This is a genomic window from Nostocoides jenkinsii Ben 74, from assembly GCF_001046875.1.
Classification (GTDB): Bacteria; Actinomycetota; Actinomycetes; order Actinomycetales; family Dermatophilaceae; genus Nostocoides_A; species Nostocoides_A jenkinsii.
In genome coordinates this window covers 943800-963145 of the sequence record NZ_HF571038.1, presented here as the reverse complement: position 1 = coordinate 963145, position 19346 = coordinate 943800, and the positions used below count along the sequence as shown (strand labels likewise).

General features: G+C 70.8%; 20 protein-coding genes. 6 read left to right on the top strand and 14 right to left on the bottom strand.

The genetic code is table 11. The annotated features are described in order from the left end of the window. Positions 1–162 precede the first annotated feature (162 nt). Together BN13_RS04540 and BN13_RS04535 are read left to right on the top strand one after the other, a co-directional pair. Positions 163–786 (top strand): DUF1028 domain-containing protein, encoded by a 624-nt coding sequence (locus tag BN13_RS04540; protein WP_053079717.1) that lies wholly within the window; start codon positions 163–165, stop codon positions 784–786. A 255-nt stretch (positions 787–1041) separates the two neighbouring features. Beyond that, positions 1042–2019 (top strand): quinone oxidoreductase family protein, encoded by a 978-nt coding sequence (locus tag BN13_RS04535; protein ID WP_048544803.1) that lies wholly within the window; start codon positions 1042–1044, stop codon positions 2017–2019. A gap of 32 nt (positions 2020–2051) precedes the next feature. Here the strand turns inward: BN13_RS04535 and BN13_RS04530 are convergent, their stop codons facing one another. From BN13_RS04530 to BN13_RS04520, 3 genes are read right to left on the bottom strand one after another with little or no spacing between them, the layout of a single operon-like run. Beyond that, the gene (locus BN13_RS04530; RefSeq protein ID WP_048544801.1) at positions 2052–2429 is read right to left on the bottom strand and encodes a hypothetical protein; all 378 of its coding nucleotides are present in this window, start codon (positions 2427–2429) and stop codon (positions 2052–2054) included. Between the two features lie 25 nt (positions 2430–2454). Beyond that, positions 2455–3159 carry a LuxR C-terminal-related transcriptional regulator gene (locus tag BN13_RS04525; protein ID WP_048544800.1) on the bottom strand — a complete coding sequence of 235 codons (705 nt, stop codon included), beginning with the start codon at positions 3157–3159 and terminating at the stop codon, positions 2455–2457. Then, positions 3156–4370, bottom strand: a complete 1215-nt coding sequence (locus tag BN13_RS04520) for an ATP-binding protein (RefSeq protein ID WP_084733563.1) — start codon at positions 4368–4370, stop codon at positions 3156–3158. Before BN13_RS04520 ends, BN13_RS04525 begins: the two co-directional genes overlap by 4 nt. Positions 4371–4495: 125 nt before the next feature. On the opposite strand from BN13_RS04520, the gene BN13_RS04515 reads away from it, so the two are divergent. Then, positions 4496–5824, top strand: a complete 1329-nt coding sequence (locus BN13_RS04515) for a PspC domain-containing protein (protein ID WP_048544798.1) — start codon at positions 4496–4498, stop codon at positions 5822–5824. Next, complete coding sequence (locus BN13_RS04510; RefSeq protein WP_048544796.1) at positions 5821–6051, top strand: hypothetical protein; 231 nt, start codon at positions 5821–5823, stop codon at positions 6049–6051. Before BN13_RS04515 ends, BN13_RS04510 begins: the two co-directional genes overlap by 4 nt. On the opposite strand, the gene BN13_RS18240 is transcribed toward BN13_RS04510, so the two are convergent. From BN13_RS18240 to BN13_RS04495, 3 genes are read right to left on the bottom strand one after another with little or no spacing between them, the layout of a single operon-like run. Further along, positions 6044–6745, bottom strand: coding sequence for an NUDIX hydrolase (locus tag BN13_RS18240; protein WP_053079716.1), 702 nt, complete (start codon positions 6743–6745; stop codon positions 6044–6046). The genes BN13_RS04510 and BN13_RS18240 overlap by 8 nt on opposite strands. Further along, positions 6742–7875, bottom strand: a complete 1134-nt coding sequence (locus BN13_RS04500) for a glycosyltransferase family 4 protein (RefSeq protein ID WP_048544793.1) — start codon at positions 7873–7875, stop codon at positions 6742–6744. The genes BN13_RS18240 and BN13_RS04500 overlap by 4 nt, the downstream gene beginning before the upstream one ends. Next, positions 7872–9110: a glycoside hydrolase family 32 protein gene (locus BN13_RS04495; protein WP_048544791.1), complete on the bottom strand. Its 1239-nt coding sequence runs from the start codon at positions 9108–9110 to the stop codon at positions 7872–7874. Before BN13_RS04495 ends, BN13_RS04500 begins: the two co-directional genes overlap by 4 nt. Before the next feature lie 71 nt (positions 9111–9181). Here BN13_RS04495 and BN13_RS04490 point away from each other — a divergent pair, with 71 nt between their 5' ends. Beyond that, complete coding sequence (locus BN13_RS04490) at positions 9182–10054, top strand: PIG-L deacetylase family protein (protein WP_048544789.1); 873 nt, start codon at positions 9182–9184, stop codon at positions 10052–10054. After that, positions 10051–11106: a lysylphosphatidylglycerol synthase transmembrane domain-containing protein gene (locus BN13_RS04485; RefSeq protein WP_235433935.1), complete on the top strand. Its 1056-nt coding sequence runs from the start codon at positions 10051–10053 to the stop codon at positions 11104–11106. Before BN13_RS04490 ends, BN13_RS04485 begins: the two co-directional genes overlap by 4 nt. Positions 11107–11234: 128 nt before the next feature. Here the strand turns inward: BN13_RS04485 and BN13_RS04480 are convergent, their stop codons facing one another. The 8 genes from BN13_RS04480 to BN13_RS04445 are packed head-to-tail and all read right to left on the bottom strand — an operon-like array spanning position 11235 to position 19275. After that, entirely contained in the window at positions 11235–12017 is a 783-nt protein-coding gene (locus BN13_RS04480; RefSeq protein WP_048544787.1) for a type 1 glutamine amidotransferase, read from the bottom strand. Then, entirely contained in the window at positions 12014–13333 is a 1320-nt protein-coding gene (locus BN13_RS04475) for a Mur ligase family protein (protein ID WP_048544786.1), read from the bottom strand. Before BN13_RS04475 ends, BN13_RS04480 begins: the two co-directional genes overlap by 4 nt. Continuing rightward, entirely contained in the window at positions 13333–14055 is a 723-nt protein-coding gene (locus BN13_RS04470; protein WP_235433934.1) for a lysophospholipid acyltransferase family protein, read from the bottom strand. The genes BN13_RS04475 and BN13_RS04470 overlap by 1 nt, the downstream gene beginning before the upstream one ends. Then, complete coding sequence (locus BN13_RS04465) at positions 14052–14930, bottom strand: hypothetical protein (RefSeq protein ID WP_157038430.1); 879 nt, start codon at positions 14928–14930, stop codon at positions 14052–14054. Before BN13_RS04465 ends, BN13_RS04470 begins: the two co-directional genes overlap by 4 nt. A gap of 25 nt (positions 14931–14955) precedes the next feature. Further along, positions 14956–16527, bottom strand: coding sequence for a glutamine-hydrolyzing GMP synthase (gene guaA, locus BN13_RS04460; protein ID WP_048544782.1), 1572 nt, complete (start codon positions 16525–16527; stop codon positions 14956–14958). A 41-nt stretch (positions 16528–16568) separates the two neighbouring features. Then, positions 16569–16895 carry a DUF3817 domain-containing protein gene (locus tag BN13_RS04455; RefSeq protein ID WP_048544780.1) on the bottom strand — a complete coding sequence of 109 codons (327 nt, stop codon included), beginning with the start codon at positions 16893–16895 and terminating at the stop codon, positions 16569–16571. Continuing rightward, positions 16892–17680 (bottom strand): SURF1 family protein, encoded by a 789-nt coding sequence (locus tag BN13_RS04450; RefSeq protein ID WP_048544778.1) that lies wholly within the window; start codon positions 17678–17680, stop codon positions 16892–16894. Before BN13_RS04450 ends, BN13_RS04455 begins: the two co-directional genes overlap by 4 nt. A gap of 44 nt (positions 17681–17724) precedes the next feature. Next, positions 17725–19275: a cytochrome D1 domain-containing protein gene (locus tag BN13_RS04445; protein ID WP_235434126.1), complete on the bottom strand. Its 1551-nt coding sequence runs from the start codon at positions 19273–19275 to the stop codon at positions 17725–17727. Between the last annotated feature and the right edge of the window lie 71 nt (positions 19276–19346).

Here is a 19346-nt window from a genome sequence, read left to right as displayed (position 1 = left end):
GCGCCCGGACTCTGAACACTTCTCGATCACCTGCCGTCGCTGGACTTCTGACCAGCGACGGGCCCTCGATCAGATCACCGTCGACGGCGGCGCCCTCGATGTCCGCAGCGTCACGTCGCCCGCATCTTGACCCGCGCCCCGGACCCGCGCCTAGCCTGGAATATGACCTTCTCGATCGTCGCCCGGCAGGGAACGTCGTATGGAGTAGCCGTCGCCAGCAAGTTCCTCGCCGTCGGAGCGGTCGTTCCGGCCGCGCGACTGGGCACTGGCGCCGCCGCCACCCAAGCCCGTGCTCGCGTGGCCTATAAACAGGATCTGCTGAGCACCATGATGCGCGGCGCCACGGCGGCCCGCGCGCTCGCCGCGGTGACTGCCGAGGACCTGAACGCGAGCGAGCGCCAAGTCGGTGTCGTCGGGGCCCGGGACGCCGCGACCTTCACGGGCGCCGACTGCCTGCCGTGGGCCGGTGGGCTGACCGGTGAGGTCGATGGCGCGCAGTACGCCATTCAGGGCAACATCCTCGTCGGACCCGAAGTGATCGAGGCCATGGAGTCGGCCTTCATCGAGGCCGCCAGCCAGCCGTTCACGCGCCGGCTCATCGCGGCGCTGATGGCCGGAGATGCGGTCGGTGGCGACCGCCGCGGTCGACAAAGTGCGGCCCTGTATGCCGTGGCCCCCAGGGCTGGCTACGACCGCTCCGGCGTCCTAGCCGACCTCCGCGTCGACGACCATCCGGACGCAACCGCCGAATTGGCCCGCCTGAGCGAGCTCAACGACGCTCTTTAGCTCGGTGCGCTCGTGACCGTTAACTCAGTGCGCTCGTCTAACTGGGGCGCTCGTCACCGACATGCGCCGCCGGCCCGAACATGGGGTCCGCCAGCGGAGTCCCCTTGCGTCCGCGCCAGGTTATTGCGTCCGCAGGGGGGGTGCGTCCGCGCCCAGGGTCAGCGGGGCGACCGGCGACGAGGGGTTGTCGGAGCCCGTGGCTAAGGTCGGTTGTGGGGTCGAGGTGACCCCGCACCATACGACCGGAGGAATCGGATGCCGTCCACGCCTGCCCTGACCGTGCCCCGCAATGGCGGCAGTGATGTCCTCGAGGTGACCGAGCGAGACCTGCCCGCGCCGGGACCCGGCCAGGTCCAAGTGCGCGTGGCCGCGGCCGGGGTGAACTTCATCGACGTCTATCAGCGCCAGGGGGTCTATCCGATCCCGACCCCGTTCACGCTGGGCATGGAAGGCGCCGGCGAGGTCGTGGCGGTCGGTGAGGGCGCCGAGTTCGCCGTCGGTGACCGGGTTGCGTGGGCGATGCAACTCGGCAGTGCCGCGGGGCTGGCCAACCTGCCGGCGGCCCAGCTCGTTCCCGTCCCGGACGGGCTCGCCCTCGACATCGCGGCGGCCGCAATGCTCCAGGGGATGACGGCGCATTACCTCGTGAATTCGACGTATGCCGTGCAGCCCGGCGATATCGCCCTCGTCCACGCCGCCGCGGGCGGCGTCGGCCAACTCCTCGTGCAACTCATCACCGCCAAGGGTGGCCGGGTTATTGCGACCGCCGGCGGCCCGGAGAAGCTCGCCATCGCGGAGCGTCTCGGAGCCGAGGGGTTGATCGACTACCGCCGGGTCGACGACCTCGCCGCGGCGGTGCGGGCCGCCGCCGACGGTGGTGGGGTGCACGTCGCGTATGACGGAGTGGGCAAGGACACCTTCGACGCCTCTCTCGCCGCCCTGCGCCCGCGCGGGACGCTCGCGTTGTTCGGCGGTGCGAGCGGGCAGGTCCCGCCGTTCGACATCCAGCGTCTCAACGCCGCCGGGTCGGCTTATCTGACGCGGCCGAGCCTGGGTGCCTACTTGCAGGACCGCGACGAACTGCTCTGGCGGGCCGGCGAGATTCTGGGGGCGCTGGCCGACGGGAGCCTGGAGCTGGAGATCGGCGGGCGGTGGCCGCTGGGGGAGGCGGTCGCGGCATACGACGCCTTGGAGGGGCGCGGCACCACCGGCAAGCTGCTGCTCATCCCGTGACTTCCCGATACCCCGACGTCTCCGGCGACGGCTTACGCCTCGGCGGACGAGGTCTCCCACAACGCGGCGACCGCGGTGTTGAGGATGCCGAGGACACCGGCGTAGTCGATGAGGTTGCTGTCCCCCGAGCCACGCCGGGCCCGGGCGGCGGCCATCTCCGCGCACATGGCGCATGCCAACGCGATGGCCAGTTTCACGCCGATCTTGGCGTGGTTGAGCGGGTCCTTGTTGGCCTCGTGGATCCCGACGAGGGCCAGTCCGGTCAGCACCTGGAAGCGGGCACCCCACACGACCACGGTCAGGCCCATCCCCGACTCGACGCGGCGCGCGCGCAGGCTGATCCAGCCGCCGACGATGCACGCCATCCCGATGAGGTGCACAAGCACCAGGAGGTTGGTGACGATGTCCATGCGGGTCACCCTACGTTGGCGAGATTCAGACGAGTTTGCGCCCCATCGCCCACGCGGTCAACTCGTGCCGAGAGGACAGCTGCAGCTTGCGCAGCACCGAGGAGACGTGGGTCTCGACGGTCTTGATCGAGATGAAGAGCTCCTTGGCCACTTCCTTGTACTGGTAGCCGCGCGCGATCAGTCGCATCACCTCGCGCTCGCGCTGCGACAGCCGGTCGAGTTCCTCGTCCACCTCGGCGATCTCCCCCGCCGCGGCGCCGAAGGCGTCGAGCACGAAGCCGGCCAGGCGCGGGCTGAAGACGGCGTCGCCGTCGGCCACGCGGCATACGGCATTGGCGAGGTCGGTGCCGGTGATGGTCTTGGTGACATAGCCGCGGGCCCCCGCCCGGATCACCGCGATGACGTCCTCGGCGGCATCGGAGACCGACAGCGCGAGGAAGCGCACGGGCCGACCCCGGCGGCTGTCGACGGCCACACAACCGGCCAGCACGTCGACCCCACCGCGCCCATTGCCGCCCGGCAGATGGACGTCCAGCAGCACGACATCGGGCAGGTCGCGGCGGATGACGGCGATGGCCGTGTCCACATCGGGAGCCTCGCCGATGATGTCGATGCGATCGCCGGCGACCTCCTCCAACTCCGCCTTGACGCCGGTGCGGAACATCCGGTGGTCGTCGACGACGACCACGCGGACGGGTTCGGCGGGGGGGCTGGCCGGGGTGCCGGTCATGGTGTGACTCCTTGAGGTGGGGGCAGGGTGAGGCTCCATTCGGTGCCCGGATCAAGGCGGCGCGAGGAGGCCGCCCCGCCGTGCCGCGTCATCCGGCCGATGATCGACTCTCGCACGCCGAGCCGGTCCTCGGGAATCACTTCCATGTCGAGTCCGGGCCCGTGATCGCGGATGAAGGCTTCGACGCCGGTCGGTCCGGCCTCGACATACACCGAGACGGGCGGGCGACCGTGCCGCACCGCATTGGCAAGCGCCTCGCGGACCGCCCGAACCAGAGCCTGGGTCCCGTCGTCCATCTCCCGATCCCCGGTCATCACCAGATCCACGGGTATGCCGTGCGCCGCCTCCACCTCCCCGATCACCTCCGCGAGGGCGCCGGAGAGGTTGCTCGCCTCCGCGGCGCCACCCCCGTAGAGCCACGCGCGAAGCTCGCGCTCCTGAGCGCGGGCGAGCGTGGCGACGCGGGCGCTGTCGCCGGACTGGCGCTGGATGAGGGCGAGCGTCTGGAGGACGGAATCGTGCAGGTGGGCGGCCATGTCGGCGCGTTCGTCGGCCCGGGCGCGGGCGGCCTGCTCGGCGCGCAACTCGGCCAGGACCCGTACCCCCCACGGCGCCACGAGCAGGCCCGCCCCGATCAGGACGACGATGACGGCGACGATGATGTCCCAGGTCTGGCTGATGGGCGCGTCACGGGTGACGAGCGCCAGAATCCCGCCGGCCGTCACGATGACGCCGAGCCCCAACCGGGCTGCCGTCTGCCAGCCGGACCCGGCCAGCCAACGGGTGCGGCGCGCGGCGTCGAGTTGGCTCAGTCCGATGACTGTCCCCACCGCGATGACCAGCAGCGGCAGCAGCACACCTAGGCGCAGGTCTACGCCGGAGCGTTGGGCCAGCCACGCGACGCCGACGAAGGCCACGACGGCGCCGGCGATGACAAGCATCGGTCCGTCGAAGAGTGATCGCTGCTCACCGGGTGCGCCCGGCTTGCCGGGTGTCGCCTCGACTTCAGGCGTCAGCGCCCAGAGCAGCACATAGGCCACAACGCCGGGACCCATCGCGAGCAGGACCAGCATGATCAGCCGGATGACGCGGACGGGAACCCCGAGGTGCTCGGCCAATCCCGCGCACACGCCGGCCACCTGGCGCCCCGCCAACGGGCGGACCAGCCGGGGCGGGGCCGCGGCGGGGGCGGCGGCATACGGAGTGGGCACGTCCTAAGTCTGGCCCCCCGACGAGGCCCGCGCGGCCAGAGTCAGGGGGGCGAGGGCAGGAATGGGGGGCTCCTCAGGGTCGACCCGAGCGGAGGGCCGGCGCGCGCGACGGCACGATGGACGGTATGGCCCACACCACCTCGTCCGCGCCCCTCGATCGCCTCATCGGGCTCGTCGAGGAGCAGCACGTCCAGCGCCGCCCCGACGACCGCTGGGTCACCGGGGTCTGCTCCGGCGTGGCGGCCCGGTTGGGCATCGACCCCGTCATCGTGCGGGTGGGAATGATCGTGCTGACGATGCTGTCCGGCGCGGGGATCGTGCTCTATGGCCTCGGCTTCCTCTTCCTGCCGACCGCGACCGAGCCTTCCCCCATCGTGCGGCTGAAAAGCAATGTCCCGGAAGGCGTTCTGCTGGCCGGGCTCGGCATCCTCGCGGTGATCGCGATCGGGTCCACCTTCGCCGGCGGCGACTTCGGCCCGGGCATGGGTATGCCGCTGGCCCCGCTCCTGATCCTGGGTGGCCTCGGTTACTACCTGCATTCGCAGGGCAAACTGGGCTCGTGGTCGAGCGGCGCGGGCACAACGGCGCCCCCGCCTCCCCCCGGGGCGACCGGTTCACCCCAGTCGGCGATCTCGCCGCAAGATGCCGTCGACCCCCAGCCGTATGCCGCGCCCGTCCTCATCCCGCCCACTCCCGTCACCGAGTACGCGGGCCCAGCCACTGCGCACCCGATCCCGGCCGCTGTGAATCCGATCCCGACCCCTGCGCACCCGAGCCACCTGCCCGCACCTCCGGACGCCGCCTCCCAGGGCGAGGGCGGGACGGTGCGGCAACGGCGGCCCCGGCACCGGCGCCTCGGCCCGGTGGCGACGTTGGTTGCGCTGGGGGGCGCGGCCGCGGCATACGGTCTGGTGTTCGTGACGCGCCCCGGCGACGCCGACACCAATCTCGTCACGATCGGGCTCGCCGCCGCAGTGGCGGTCCTCGGCCTGGTCCTGCTGATCGCGGGCACGCTGGGCCGGCGCGGGGGGCTCGTCGCGTTCGTCGCTGTGCTCCTGGCCCTGGGCGCCGTGGCCTCTACCGCCGGCGCCGCGAACTACGTCAGCGGAGGCGTCGGCGATCGCACCTGGTCCGCGAGTTCTGTTCCCGCGCAAGGCTTCCGGCTCGGCGTGGGCGATGCGACGCTCGTCCTCCCCACGACGCCCGCGGCCGCCACGGCCGCTGCCATCCGCGTCCACCAAGGCGTCGGCACCCTGACCATCCGCGTCCCGAAGGACCACTCCGTGCGGCTGCGCGGGTCGATCAGATTGGGGTCACTGACCCAGGACCACCGACCGATCACCGAGTCCGATCCCGGCCGGATCACCTTCGATCGCGTCATCGGCACCGGCCCATTGGTGGGCACCATCGACGCGGACTTCGGCGTCGGCTCGATCGACGTGGTGACGTCATGAGGTCCCGCCGACCGATCGCCCGCGGCCCGCACCTGGGCACGATCCTGCTCGGGATCGTCCTGCTCCTCGGCGGCCTGGCCGCGCTCAGCGACCAACTCCTCTCCGCGACCCTCGACTGGCACCGCCTCGCCCCGTATGCCGTGCTCGGCACCGGCGCCCTCCTCGCCGTCGCCGGCCTCGGCGCGGCCATCGCCCGTCGGCGGCGCGAGCCTGGCCAGGTCAGCTAGCCAGCCGCAGCCACTGCGCGAACCGCGGCTGGTCGATCAGCGCAGCCCGCGGCGTGTCGGCCAGCTCATCGAGGGCGATCCAGCGAGCATCGGCCGTCGTGCCGCCCACGTCGTGCACCACCAATGGCTCGCGCAGCGGCACGCGGGCGCGATAGATCAGCCGCACGACCTGATAGTCCTCCCACCGTCCGCTCGGGGCGCGCCCCACCCAGTGGGTGGCGACAAGGTCAATGAGCTCGATGGCGCCGAGATGCTGGCCGGTCTCCTCCCACACCTCCCGGCGCACCCCGACGGAGGGGTCCTCTCCCTCATCCACGCCACCACCTGGCAGTGTCCACAGGCCCTCCCCGGTGGCCACCTGCGCCGACAGTTGCGTGAGCAGGATCGAGCCGTGCTCGACGATGACCGCATAGGCCGAGAGTCGCTGCTTGGCCCGGATCGTCGCCCCGGCCGGCACGCGCTCCGAGACCTGCGCGGCCGGGATCCGCGTGCCGACCCCCGCCTCCTCCCCGGCGAGTGGAACAACCCCGACCCGCAGCACGACGGCGTCGTCGCGGGCAAAGGCGTGGGTGATCGCGGTGCAGGAGAATCCCCGGGCCGCAAGTTCCTCGGCGGGGTCGCGCCCGTGCTCCAGCACGAAGTCGGTCACGACATCGCCGACCAGCGTGCAACCTTCGATCCGTATGGTGCTCACCCGCCTCCCCCTCCCGACCCGCCCTGGGCGGCGGCATACTCCCGCTCGACCATACGCACGACCTGCGGCCAGGACTGATCCGGAACGTGATCGCGATTGTGCTTCGCAATGCGTTGCCGCAGAACGTCATCCGTCACCAGTCGCGTCATTGCCGTGATGAGCCCGTCGTCGTCGGTCGCAAGCAATCCCTCGCGACCGTCGCGGACGAAGTCCGCCGTGCCGGACGACGCCAACGCGACAACCGGCAGCCCCGCAGTGCGCGCCTCCAGCGCCGCGATGCCGAACGCCTCGAGCCGAGCGGGCGAGAGGTAGAGGTCGGCCGCGGCATACTCCTGGACGAGACGCTCCCGCGGCACGCGTCCGGCGAGCTCAATCCAGGCGTCGTCGCCGATCAGACGGCGGGCCAGCGGCATCGCTTGTCCGTCGCCAAAGATACTGGCGCGCAACGGAATTGATGCAGGGACTCGCGCCCGAACGGCGCGCAGCATCCGAATCAACGCGGGCACGCGTTTGCGCGGGGCGAGCCGGATGGCGCTGACGAGGTGCACGGCGTCGCTGGCGGTCCGGCCGTCAGCCAACGTCGACGCACGCCACCGATCCGGGTCGATGCCATTGGGAAGTACTCCGACGTCCGCGCCCCCGGCCACCGCCGCCACCCTAGTCGCCGCCATCCGCGACACCGCGGTCAACCGCGCGCCCCGCTCGGCCCACCGGGCGATGGGGCCGGCCACGCCATACGCGATGCGACTGGCGTCGCCGAGGACGCAGTGCCACGTCAGGACGGTCGGCAGCCCGAGGTCGAGGGCGAGCCCGGTCAAGCCGTACGCGAACGGCGAGACCACTCCCAGGTGGAGATGGGCGACGTCGAAGCCGCCCAGTTCGCGCCGAAGAGCCTTGGGCGCCAACGGATTCACCGGCACGCCGAACGGAGTCCACACCGTCTGGCGGTGGACATAAACCCCCTCGTCCAGCTCGTCGACCCGTCCTCGGCGACCGTCGGACCCCACGGTCGCCGTGTAGACGTGGACCTCGTGCCCGGCCGCGGCGAGCTGTCGGCCGAGGTCGCGCACCTGCGTCTCGATGCCCCCCAGTCGCGGCGGGTAGCAGTCGGACAGCAGCGCGACCCTCACCCGGGGAGCCGGTGGAGTTCGGCGGTGCCGGTGGGCAGGTCGAGAACCCACCCGCCCAGGCCCCGGTAGGTCGCGGGCGGGTTCGGGCTGGACGGGCTCGGCGAGGGCGCGGCATACACCTCAAGGACGTCGGCGTCGATCCACGCTTGAGCCCCCACGGGGACGGCGACGACTAGGCCGGGATCGCCCGCCGAGGTGAGGGTGGCGTCGGCGGCGGGGACGACGACGCACTGCCCTTCGACCGTATGCCGCCCGCTCCCCACCGTCTCCACCGTCGCCGACGCGAGGAGCGCCGCCGCGACGCCCGGGTCGAGGACACAGACCACGCGCCCGTGATCCAGGTGAAGCCGGCGCGGGAAGGTCAGGCAGCCAGCGACCGGCACCTCCGGAGTCTGATCGGGGCGCGAGCGGACCCAGCCCAGCAGCAGGGACCCGTCGCCCGTGTTGACCAATTGCGGTGCGTAGCAACTCGTTCCGGCGTCGAGGACCCCCCAGCCTGCGGCGGTGTCCGCGACGAAGGCGGGCGTGCCGTCGCGGTCGGTGATCGCGCCGCCGACCCAGAAGACCTCAAGGAGTTCCTCGGCGAGCCAGCGCGAGACGATCAGGGCCGTCTGCTCCCCCACCTGCAGCAGTTGCGGGCACTCCCAGATGTCGGCACGGGGCAGGCCGTCCAGGACCGGGTCGCGGTGGTGCGCGAAGTGCCCGGCCGGCTGCCAGGCGAGCATGTCGGCACAGTCATACAGCAGGATCGCGGGCCCGCCCTCGGCGAGTTCCGCCCCGAGCAGCGCCCACCGCCGCTCGCCCCAGCTGAAGAGAAAGGGATCGCGCATGATCTGCACGCCGGGCGGGGTCCGCGCGACGACGATCGGGTCCGACCAGTCGAGCAGGTCGGCCGAGCCCCAGCGCAGGCACACGGTGCTCTGCCCGTCGCTCGCGGCCACCCCCGAATAGACCACGGCCGGGCGCGCCAGCCCGGGCGCGAACACTCCGGACCAGCAGCCGAAATCGTCGGGCCCGCCCTCCTGCGGTCCGAAGGCCACGGGGTGCTCGGTCCAGGTCACCAGGTCGGCACTCGACACGTGACCCCACTGGATGCGGTTGTGCACCGGCGCCTGGGGATTGTGCTGGAAGAAAACATGCCAGCGGCCGTCGACGTGCGCCATACCGTTGGGGTCGTTGAGCCATCCGTAGCCGGGGCGGATGTGCAGCCGGGGCAACGCGACGGGCTCGGGCATGGGCGGGTCTCCTCACGGACACGGCTCGGACGTCCAAGCCAACCACGAACCGATGGGAGGATGGGCCAGCCATGACCCAGACCGTTGCGCGGCGCACCCTGGTCGCCTTCCACGCCCACCCCGACGACGAGGCCTTGCTGACCGCCGGGACGATGGCGCGGGCCGCAGCGCAGGGCCATCGCGTCGTCCTCGTGGTGGCCACGGACGGCGCTGTGGGGCTGGCGTCGGCCGACTACCGCCTGCAGGGACTCGGGGAGGTCCGGCGTCGCGAGGCGTTGGCGAGCGCCGCCGCCCTCGGCGTCACCCACACCCACTGGCTGGGGTATGCCGATTCCGGCCTCGACGACGACCCCGTCCCCGACATTGCGCCCGCCGCCGCCGCCGACGACGACCGCGGGAGCGACCCGGAGGGCGCGGTCCGCTTCGTGCAAGCGCCGCTGGGCGAGGCGGCGGACCGGCTCGCGGACATCCTGGTCCAGGAGCGCGCCGACGTGCTGCTCTCCTATGACGCCAACGGTGGCTACGGCCATCGCGATCACGTGAAGGTGCACGAGGTTGGCGCGCTAGCGGCCGTCCGCGCCGGGACGCCGCGGGTGCTCGAGGCGACCATCCCGCGCGACCTGATCGTGCGCGCGATCCGGCTCTCGGCCAAGGTCTATCCGTATCCGCCGGAGTTCGACCCGGACAGCTTCACCCGGGCCTACACCGCCCGGCGCGAGATCACCCATCGCATCGACGTTCACCGGTATGCCGCTCGGAAGCGCGCCGCGATGCGCGCGCACGCCTCGCAGGCCAGCGCCGACGGTGGCGACCGGACACTGGCGGCGTTCTTGCGGATCCCGCGCCCCTTCTATGACGCGATCTTCGGACGCGAGTGGTATCGCGATCCCGCCCATCCGCCGGGAGCGCCGATCGCGCGGGACATCTTTGCGGGGTTGCCGTGACCGAGGTGGAGGCGGCGGCGCAGACGTGGGGCCCGACCTGGCGAACCGTCGTGCAGATGGTGGTGGGTTTCGGCCTGTCCGCAGTCATTCTGATCTGGGGGTTGCCCCACTTCGCCAAGACGAGTTGGGGTGAGGTCTGGGCGATCGTGTCGCGGTTGTCGTGGCGGCAGTCGGCCGGTTTTGCCGTGTTGGCGCTGCTGGGCCTGTGGAGTTATACCTTCACCCTGACCGCCTCGATTCCCGGCCTGTCCCACCTGCGCGCGTTCATCGTCAACACGGCCGGATCGGCTGTGAGCAATGTCCTGCCCGGCGGCGGCGCGGTCGGGTTGGCCGCGACCTTCGCGATCTGCCGGTCGTGGGGCTTCGGCAAGCGCGTCGTGTCGACGTCGGCGATCGTCACCGGCGTCTGGAACACGTTGGCGCGCATGCTATTGCCGATCATCGCCATCGCCGGGCTGGCCGTTGGGAGCTCACACCTGCCGCCGTTGATGCGCGACGCCGCCGCGGCGGCGGTCGTCAGCGGCGTGGTGATCGTGGCGCTCTTTGTCGCGGTGATCGCCTCCGCCCGGGCCGCCGCGACCGTCGGCCAGGGGCTGGATCGGATGCTGCGGCCGCTGACCCGCCGGGCCAAGCGCTCGATGTCGGTCGAGGCGCTAACCCGGGACCTGCGCGGCCGGATCGTCGACACCGTCCGGACGGGATGGTTCGGCCTGACCATCGGCTTGGTGGGCTACTTCGGGTTCTACTACCTGCTGTTCTTGGCCGTGATGAAGACCGCCGGGGTGGACCTGCCACTGGGCCAACTGTTTGCGGCCTTCGCAATCGGCCGGCTGCTGACATCCGTCGGGGTGACCCCCGGCGGCGTCGGGGTGACCGAGACCGGCACGGCCACCGCCCTGGTGGCCTGGGGCGCCGTCCCCGCCGAAGCCACCGCGGGGGTGGTGCTCTTCTCGATCTTCACCCACCTGATGGAAGTCCCGGTCGGCGCCCTCGGCTGGCTCGCCTGGAGCCTGCTGCCCAAGACCCCCGCCACCACCCCCGACGACGACTGACCCTTCGAGCGCGCAGCTCCGCGGCCGGATTCCCGCCCAATCCCAGTACCCGGCGCGTTGGGAGGCTTTCTGGCCGTGGGTTTGCCATGCAAAGCGCCGGAAAGCCACCCAAACCTTGGGGCGAGGCGTCAGCGCCCGGCCGCCACCAGCCGGCGCACCTGGCGCGTGCGGGCCTCGTCAGCGAAGGTGTCGTCCAGCGCCTCAGGCTGGAACGCGTCCCCGGTGGCGAGGGGCACGGCATACGACAAGAGGGCGTCCGCGAAGGCGGGGTTGCTCGGCAGGATCGGCCCGTGGAGGTAGGTGCCGAAGACGTTCCCCGTCCGCGCCCCCTCGGTCCCGTCGTCACCGTTGTTGCCGAACCCCGCCCGCACCGCGCCGAAGGCCGCTTGCCCGGCGCCGAGCCGAGTGGAGCCGGAGTGGTTCTCGTAGCCCACCACATCGCCGAAGTCGGTCGACATCACGACCGGCCCGATCATCCGCTTGGCATTGCCCTGCGTCGTCACATCGAGTATGCCGAGCCCCGGCAGCCGCGCCCCCTCCACCGTGACGAAGGCGTTGCCGAAGAGTTGGTACATCCCGCAGATCATCAGCATCGGCGTCCCGGCCGCCGCCAACGCCGTCAGCCGGGGACCGATCACCGCCAAATCCTCCTCGACCCGGGCTTGCCCGGAGTCCTGGCCGCCGCCGCCGAGCACGAGGTGGGTGTGTTCCGGGAACTCGGCGCCCGGGTGGTGGTCGTGCAGGACCGGCGTATAGCCGTGCCGGCGCAGTCGCGAGACCATCGTGCGCGTGTTGCCGAGATCGCCATAAATGCTCATCTCGCGCGGATAGAGATGCACGACGTGCACCTCGCCCTTGCTCGCGGCCGCATTCATCTCGGCACCGTCACTCACGTCGGCACCGGCACTCATGACGCCTCCTCGCCGAAAGCCGGCAGGTCGAAGCGGGCGGCGAGCGTGCGCCGCAGCGCCATCATCGCCGTATAGGTGCAGAAGATCCGGGCGGGCTCTCCCCGGTTCGCGCTCAGGAATCGGTCGAGCGCGAGATCGAGGTCGGGTTCGACGGCCTCGACGGCCACGTCGTCATACTGCAACCGCAACGCCATGTCGTATGCCCGCACGCCCGAGGTCAGGGCGACCCCGCGTTCGCGAAGACTCGCGAAGGAGACGTCGTACAGCCAGGACACGTCGCGACCGTCGGCGTAGTTGTCGTTGATCGCGATCATGGTCGCGACCGGCGTGCTGCCGTAGGTCGACAGAGCCACGGTGAACCCGGCCGGGTTCTTGACCAGGACGAGTTCCAAGGTCGACCCGCCGACGTCGATGACTTCGCCCCGGCCGAAGGGGGCCGTGACCTCGGCCAGCGCCCGCACGGCCGCAGCCGGGTCGAAGGCGGAGCCCAGCAGCATCCGGGCCATCTCCGTCGCGGCCGTGGCGTTGATCATCGCGGCCAGCCCGCGCTGCTTCAACTCCAGCGGGCCGACCACGCCGGCGCTCCCCTCGGGTCCGAGCAGCACCTCGAAGCGGTGCTCGTCCAACGGGCGGAGCAGTGCATCGCCATCGCCGGCCGGCGGCACCACTACGTCCTCGCCGAAGCGCACATCCTGCTCCTGCAGCTCCGGCAGCCGATGCGCGATGACCTGATCGACACCGAAATACCGAACGCGCACAGTGGATTTGGCGTCCCCACCGATGCGGGCGACGAAGGCGTCATCGCGATTGAGCACCAGCCCGGTCGTCACGGACTCGGCGAGGGAGGCGAGCAGCTTGGCCGTGTGGTCGATCTCGGCGAACCGATCGAGTTGATCGCGGGCGACGTTCAGCAACAAGGCGTGCGTCGGCGCAACGGCCGCGGCGAAGTGCAGCGCGTGCGCCTCGTCCAACTCCAGAACCGCAAGATCGTCGGCGAGCCGGCCACTGGGCCCGACCTCGCCGAGCAATGCCGAGATCACGCCGCGCGTGAAGTTGGACCCCGTCGGGTTGGTGAACACCGTGCGCCCATGACCGCGCAGGATCGCCACCAGCATCTTGGTCGTGGTGGTCTTGCCGTTCGTGCCGGAGACCACGACGATCCCGTCGTGGACGCGCTCCAAGGCGTGCGCCAACACACGGGGATCGACGCGCTCGGCGACCAGGCCGGGAAAGGCCGACCCCCCGCCCCGCGCCTTCGTCACGACCCGGGCGGCCTTGCCGGCGGCCACGGCAGCGATGGTGCGCAAGCCTGGCATCACGAGTGGCCTTCGAGTTCGGCGTTGACGTCGGAGGCGTAGCGACCGGATCGCTCTTGGCCGCTCATCTCGCCGATCGCGTCCGTGACGGCGTCGGTGATCTCGCGCAGCAACTTCGCCTTCGTGAACTGTGCCGCCAGACCCGCCACGTCGATCGGGGGGCCGAAAGACACCGTCACCTTGGCCGGTCGCGGCAGCCGCGCATCGGGGGGCTGGACGTCCTGGGTCCCCGACAGCGCGCACGGAATGATCGGGGCGCCGGTGGTGAGCGCCAGCCGGGCCACCCCCGTCCGGCCACGGTGAAGTCGACCGTCACGCGAGCGGGTCCCTTCGGGATAGATACCGAACGCGCCCCCCGAGGCCAGCACTCGCTCGGCGATGTGGAGCGACTCGGCGGCAGCCCGCGCATCCTCCCGCTCGACCGGGATCGTCCCGAACGACCGCATCCACGAGCGCAGGAATGCGCCCTTGACACCCGTGCCGGTGAAGTATTCAGCCTTCCCGAGGAAGCTCACGCGGCGCCCTGAGGCCAGCGGGATGACCATCGAGTCGACAAAGGACAGGTGGTTGCTGGCAATGATGGCTGGCTGGCCCTCGGCCGGGATATGCTCGCGCCCAGAGATCTTCATGCGCGTCATCCCGTGGACGATCGGCCCGATGACCACATAACGCATCAGCCCGTCCAGAACGCGATTGCTGTCGCCAAACTCCGGCTCGCTCACGACCCCTCCTTCGTGCCAGCGCGTCGCGGCGACCGGGTCGGCCACCAGGTGCTGCCGGGCAGAATGTGTCGGTCCGCGACGACGGCACACAAACCGATGGCAAGCCCGACAGCCAGGGCGACGACGACGATGGATCCAAAGAAGAGCGTATGTGCGCGCGAGCCCTGCAGGGGTTCCAACCCGGCCGCCCACCAACGCCACGCGGCCAGGCCCGCGCCGACCACCGCCAAGGCCGGGTGCCCGACCGCCCGGTCGAATCCGGCGGCGCGCGCCTTCGGGAACGCGCTATATCTCGCCCCTGCGGTCAGCGCCAATGCCGCCACGATCATTACCAGACCCGCCGCGGCCAGCACGTCGGAGGGCCGCTGCCACTGCCGAGCCAACACCCCGATGCCGATGGCGCCGGCGAAGAACCCGCCGACCAGGCTGCCGACCGGCCGGGCGATCCGGGGCAGCCCCACGACCAGGGCCACCGCCATCACCAAGGCAACCGTCGTATGGGTGCTCGGCAAAGTCAGCGGCACCACCGGAGTTCCCGGGGCCCGCTCGAACTTCTCCTCACGGAGGTAGCCGGCCGCCCACATGCTCACCCCGGCGAAGGCCGGAACCGCCATTGCCAGGCGGAGGTGGCGCTGCAGTAGCGCTGCCGCGGCGGCGGCGAAGACGAGCAGGAGCACCGGCCCGGAGGACACCCAGCCGAGCATCCTATTAGGCAAGGCCGCGGCATCGATGTGCGCCCCGAAGGCGAGCCGAATATCGTCGTCCAGACGGGCCGAGGCCGGATGCCGCAGCCCCAGCCACCACGCGGCGACCAGGACGGCGACTCCGCCGATCCCGAGAACGACGAGATCCGCATACGCCCGGGCGGTGCGCACCGGGCCGCTCACTCCCACCCGCCCGTCACTCCCACTCGATCGTTCCCGGCGGCTTGCTGGTGACGTCGAGGACGACGCGGTTGACGCTGGCGACCTCGTTGGTGATCCGGGTGGAGATGGTGGCCAGAACGTCATACGGGATGCGGGTCCAGTCGGCCGTCATGGCGTCCTCGGAGGAGACGGGGCGCAGGACAACCGGGTGCCCATAGGTGCGGCCGTCGCCCTGAACCCCGACCGAGCGGACGCCGGCCAGCAGCACCACCGGGCACTGCCAGATGTCCCGGTCGAGGCCGGCGGCGGTGAGTTCGTGGCGGGCGATCTCGTCGGCCGCGCGGAGGGTGGCGAGGTTGTCGGCGGTGACCTCGCCGACGATGCGGATGCCCAGGCCCGGGCCGGGGAAGGGCTGGCGCCACACGATGGCCTCGGGGACGCCGAGTTCGAGGCCGACCTTGCGGACCTCGTCCTTGAACAGGTCTCGCAACGGCTCGATCAGCGCGAACTGCAGGTCGTCGGGGAGTCCACCGACGTTGTGGTGGCTCTTGATGTTGGCCGTGCCGGTGCCGCCGCCGGACTCGACCACGTCGGGATAGAGCGTGCCCTGCACCAGAAATTCGACCGGGTGCCCGTCCGCGGCGGCGTCGCCCACGACATCGCGGGCCGCTTGCTCGAAGACGCGGATGAACTCGCGGCCGATGATCTTGCGCTTCTCCTCGGGGTCGGTCACGCCGGCCAGGGCGTCGAGGAAGCGGTCCTTGGCGTCCACGACGACGAGCCGGACGCCGGTGGAGGCGACGAAGTCCTCCTCGACCTGCTCCGCCTCGCCCTGGCGCAGCAACCCGTGGTCGACGAACACGCAGGTCAACTGGTCACCGACAGCCTTGTGCACGAGCGCCGCGGCCACCGAGGAGTCGACCCCGCCGGAGAGGCCGCACAGGACCCGCTTGTCGCTGACCCGCTCGCGGATCGCGGCAACCTGCTCCTCGATGACACTGCCGGCGTCCCAGTCACCGGTGAGCCCGGCGCCCTGGCGAAGGAAGTTCTCCAGCACCTGCTGACCGAACGTCGAATGCAGCACCTCGGGGTGCCACTGCACGCCATACAGCCGACGGGAGGGGTCCTCGAAGGCGGCGATCGGGGCGCCGCCGGTCGCGGCGGTCGCGGTGAACCCGGCCGGAAGGTCGGTCACCGCGTCGCCGTGGCTCATCCAGACGGACTGTTCCACCGGTTGCCCGGAGAACAGCGTGGAGTCGGTGGCGAGGTCGATGAGGCGGGTCGCGCCATACTCCCCCATGCCGGTGCGAGCGACCGTCCCCCCGCTGGCCTGGACCATCGCCTGGAATCCGTAACACATGCCGAATACCGGAATCCCGGCGTCGAGCAAGGCCGGGTCGAGGGCGGGCGCGCCCTCGGCATACACCGAGGAGGGCCCGCCGGACAGCACGATCGCCAGCGGCTCGCGCTCAAGGAGTTGCTCAAGGGTATGGGTGTGGGGAACGACCTCGCTGTAGACCTTCGCCTCGCGAATGCGTCGGGCGATGAGTTGGGCGTACTGGGCGCCGTAGTCGACGACGAGCACGGGTCGGCGGCCTGCAGTCACGTCGGAAGCCTAGAACATGGCCCTCGCCGGGCCCGGCAGGCTCAGGCCAGGCGCGGCGCAATCTCCCCCGCGACGCGGCGCTCGACGACGAAGCTGAGGAAGGGAATGCAGCCCGCGAGCATGATCCCGACCATCTTCGGCAACGACCACCCGACCTTGAAGCCCAGATTGGCCGTCGCCGCGAGATAGATCATGTAGAGGAAGCCGTGCGGCTGTGGCCACCAGTCGAGCGCGTTGTTGTCGAAGCCGTAGTGCAACACCATCTCCAACACCAGCACGAGCAGCCCGATGCCGACCAGGAAGGCCATGACCTTGAAGAACGTGAAGGCGCCGCGCGCCTTGGGATCGGTGATGGGTGCTGCGCTCACGGGTGCGGGACTTCTTTCATGGTCGATTCGGCCGATGCATCGGCGGCCGCTGCGAGACTATCCCGCTCGATTTCCTCGCGATGAGCCTGGTGAACCATCTTGACCCAGAGGAACAGCGCGAAGGCGGCGAACACCCACCACTGCACGGCGTATGCCGCGTTGCGCCCGTTGACGCCCGTGCTCGGCATCGGAGGCGGCACCTGGGTGAGTGCTTGCGTCGTCTCGGCCGGTGGGGTGGGTTGCTCGTCCTGAACGAAGCCGAACCCGTTGTAGAGGTCACCGGGCCAGGAGTTGACCAGCCGCGCGAGGTCGACAGAACTCAGCACGCCGTCGGGCAAGCCCGTGCGGCTCGGGGACTCACTCGGTGCCAGCGAGGCGCGAATCGTCAACTCTCCCGGCGGAATCGGGGGTGCGTGCGCTCGCGGAGTCCACCCGCGCAGCAGCGGCAACGTCGCCCCGTTGGAGGTGAGGGTGAACGGGGTGATGACCCAATAGCCGGTCCGGCCGTGGAGAAGGCGATCCTGGACCAGGACCTGGCCCGCGGCATACGTCCCGGTGGCGGTGACCAGCCGACCCCCCGCCGCGGCCGGGAACTCCGCGTGCGGGCGCAGCAAGGTGGTCACGTCGACAACCGGCTTCGCCCCGGCCTCCTTGACCGCCTCGACGCGCGCCTTGTCGTGCGCGACGCCGAGCTGCCACCGCCCAAGTTGAATGAAGGCCACGATAATCAGGATCACGACGCCCAGCAGCCCCAACCAGCGGGGTTTGAGGGCGGTCCTGATCACCCCCTCAGCCTAAGAGGCGGGACTGACAGCCCCTTTGGGTGCCGTCAGCCCTTGAGTTTGGCGTCATCGAAGACGATCACGCTGCCGCCATAACAGGCGACCCAGACCTGCTTCCTGGTCGGCTCATAGGTGATGCCGATGGGCGAGGCGTCGGTGGCGACGGTCTGCAGGACGGACATATCGGAGGTACGGATCTTGCTCATCGAGGCCGAGCCGTAGTTGACGACATAGATCGCCTTGCCGTCCGAGGAGATCGTCATCGAGCGTGGCTCACTGGCGGTGCGGACGGTCGCGACGACATTGCCGGTGGCCCGGTCGACCTTGGCGACGGTGCCGTCGTTGTTGAGCGTCACAAAGATGAAGGCGCCGTCGGGGCTGTTGACCAGGTGACGCGGTCCGCTACCGGGCTGGCTGAACGGGGCGACCGTCTTGTTGGCGATGTCAACAGACACGACCCGCCCGGAGCCCATCAGCGCGACATACGCCGTCTTGGAGTCGGGCGAGACGACGATGCCGCGGGGGTACTTGCCCCCGAGGTCGATGCTGGCCTTCGGGGTCGCCGTCTTGGCATCGATCACCGACAGGCTCCACGAGCACCAGTTGCTGACCAGGACGTCATTGCCGTCGGGGGTGACCGCGACATACTTCGGGACCGCGCCGACGGGGACGACCTTGTCGATCGCGAGCGTGGCCGTGTCGACCCGATAGACGTATGACGTGGACGTCCCGTCGCCCGCGGTGCACCGGTCGAGGCCCTCGGGGCCGAAGCCCGCGCCATACATCGAGTAGTTCGAGACCCAGGCGTACTTGCCGTCCGGGGTGAACGCCATCTCGACCGGAGCGCCCTGGGAGACGCCCGCGTGGCCGGCGATGCCGAACTTGCTGAGGTCGACCGAGTCCGGGATGGTCTTGAGCAGGGCTCCGTCGGCGCGGAAGACGCTGATGGAGTGGTGATACATCATGTTCTGCGCGAAGAGCAGGCCGGCGGGGCCAGCGACGACGGACTTCGGCGACATATTGGCCGCGGCGAGGCGCATCGTGCGCACCATCGTGGTGACATCCGAGGCGCCGGCGGCGCCTTGCTTCTCCGCGGGAGTCGGAGTGGGTGCGGGCACCTCGGGCACAATCGCCTGCGGCGGCAGCGAGGCCCCAGTCGTGCCGGGGCTCCAGGTGGCCGACTCGCCGGTGGCGTTGGCGGTGGCGGGGACCCGCGAGGCCGACGTCGTGGTGCCCCCGTCGAAGAGCCCGCCGATGAATCCGGCCACGGCCTTGACCGTGAACCAGGTCACCGAGAGCAAGGCGACCAAGATGGCGACGGCGATCAGGCGGCGCGCGGTGTAGTTGGGCTTGGGCGGGCGCTGGCGCGGCACCCGAGGTCCGGTGCCACTCGGTCCCCCCGGCCCGCGACCCCCCGGCTTGGGCCGGGCAGGCGCCGGGGCGCCGATCGGCGACGCGCGGTGCACCGACGGCGGCGGCAAGGTCTGGTGGCGCACCTGACCGCCGGCCCTCGCGGACGGCGTGGGCCGCCCGGATGCGGGACGCACCCGCATCGGGCGAGGCTCGTCCTCCCCCTCCACCTGCTGCGGCAACGGCATCGTCACGCGGGCCAATGTATGCGGCGCCCCCGGGTGACGGGGTGAGGCGCGCCCGGGCGAGGTGAGCTGCG

Excerpts from the sequence above, each read along its gene's own strand:
- BN13_RS04540 (WP_053079717.1), top strand. The coding sequence starts at position 163 with ATGACCTTCTCGATCGTCGCCCGGCAGGGAACGTCGTATGGAGTAGCC.
- BN13_RS04535 (WP_048544803.1), top strand. The coding sequence starts at position 1,042 with ATGCCGTCCACGCCTGCCCTGACCGTGCCCCGCAATGGCGGCAGTGAT.
- BN13_RS04530 (WP_048544801.1), bottom strand. The coding sequence starts at position 2,429 with ATGGACATCGTCACCAACCTCCTGGTGCTTGTGCACCTCATCGGGATG.
- BN13_RS04525 (WP_048544800.1), bottom strand. The coding sequence starts at position 3,159 with ATGACCGGCACCCCGGCCAGCCCCCCCGCCGAACCCGTCCGCGTGGTC.
- BN13_RS04515 (WP_048544798.1), top strand. The coding sequence starts at position 4,496 with ATGGCCCACACCACCTCGTCCGCGCCCCTCGATCGCCTCATCGGGCTC.
- BN13_RS04510 (WP_048544796.1), top strand. The coding sequence starts at position 5,821 with ATGAGGTCCCGCCGACCGATCGCCCGCGGCCCGCACCTGGGCACGATC.
- BN13_RS04495 (WP_048544791.1), bottom strand. The coding sequence starts at position 9,110 with ATGCCCGAGCCCGTCGCGTTGCCCCGGCTGCACATCCGCCCCGGCTAC.
- BN13_RS04490 (WP_048544789.1), top strand. The coding sequence starts at position 9,182 with ATGACCCAGACCGTTGCGCGGCGCACCCTGGTCGCCTTCCACGCCCAC.
- BN13_RS04480 (WP_048544787.1), bottom strand. The coding sequence starts at position 12,017 with ATGAGTGCCGGTGCCGACGTGAGTGACGGTGCCGAGATGAATGCGGCC.
- BN13_RS04475 (WP_048544786.1), bottom strand. The coding sequence starts at position 13,333 with ATGCCAGGCTTGCGCACCATCGCTGCCGTGGCCGCCGGCAAGGCCGCC.
- BN13_RS04445 (WP_235434126.1), bottom strand. The coding sequence starts at position 19,275 with ATGCCGTTGCCGCAGCAGGTGGAGGGGGAGGACGAGCCTCGCCCGATG.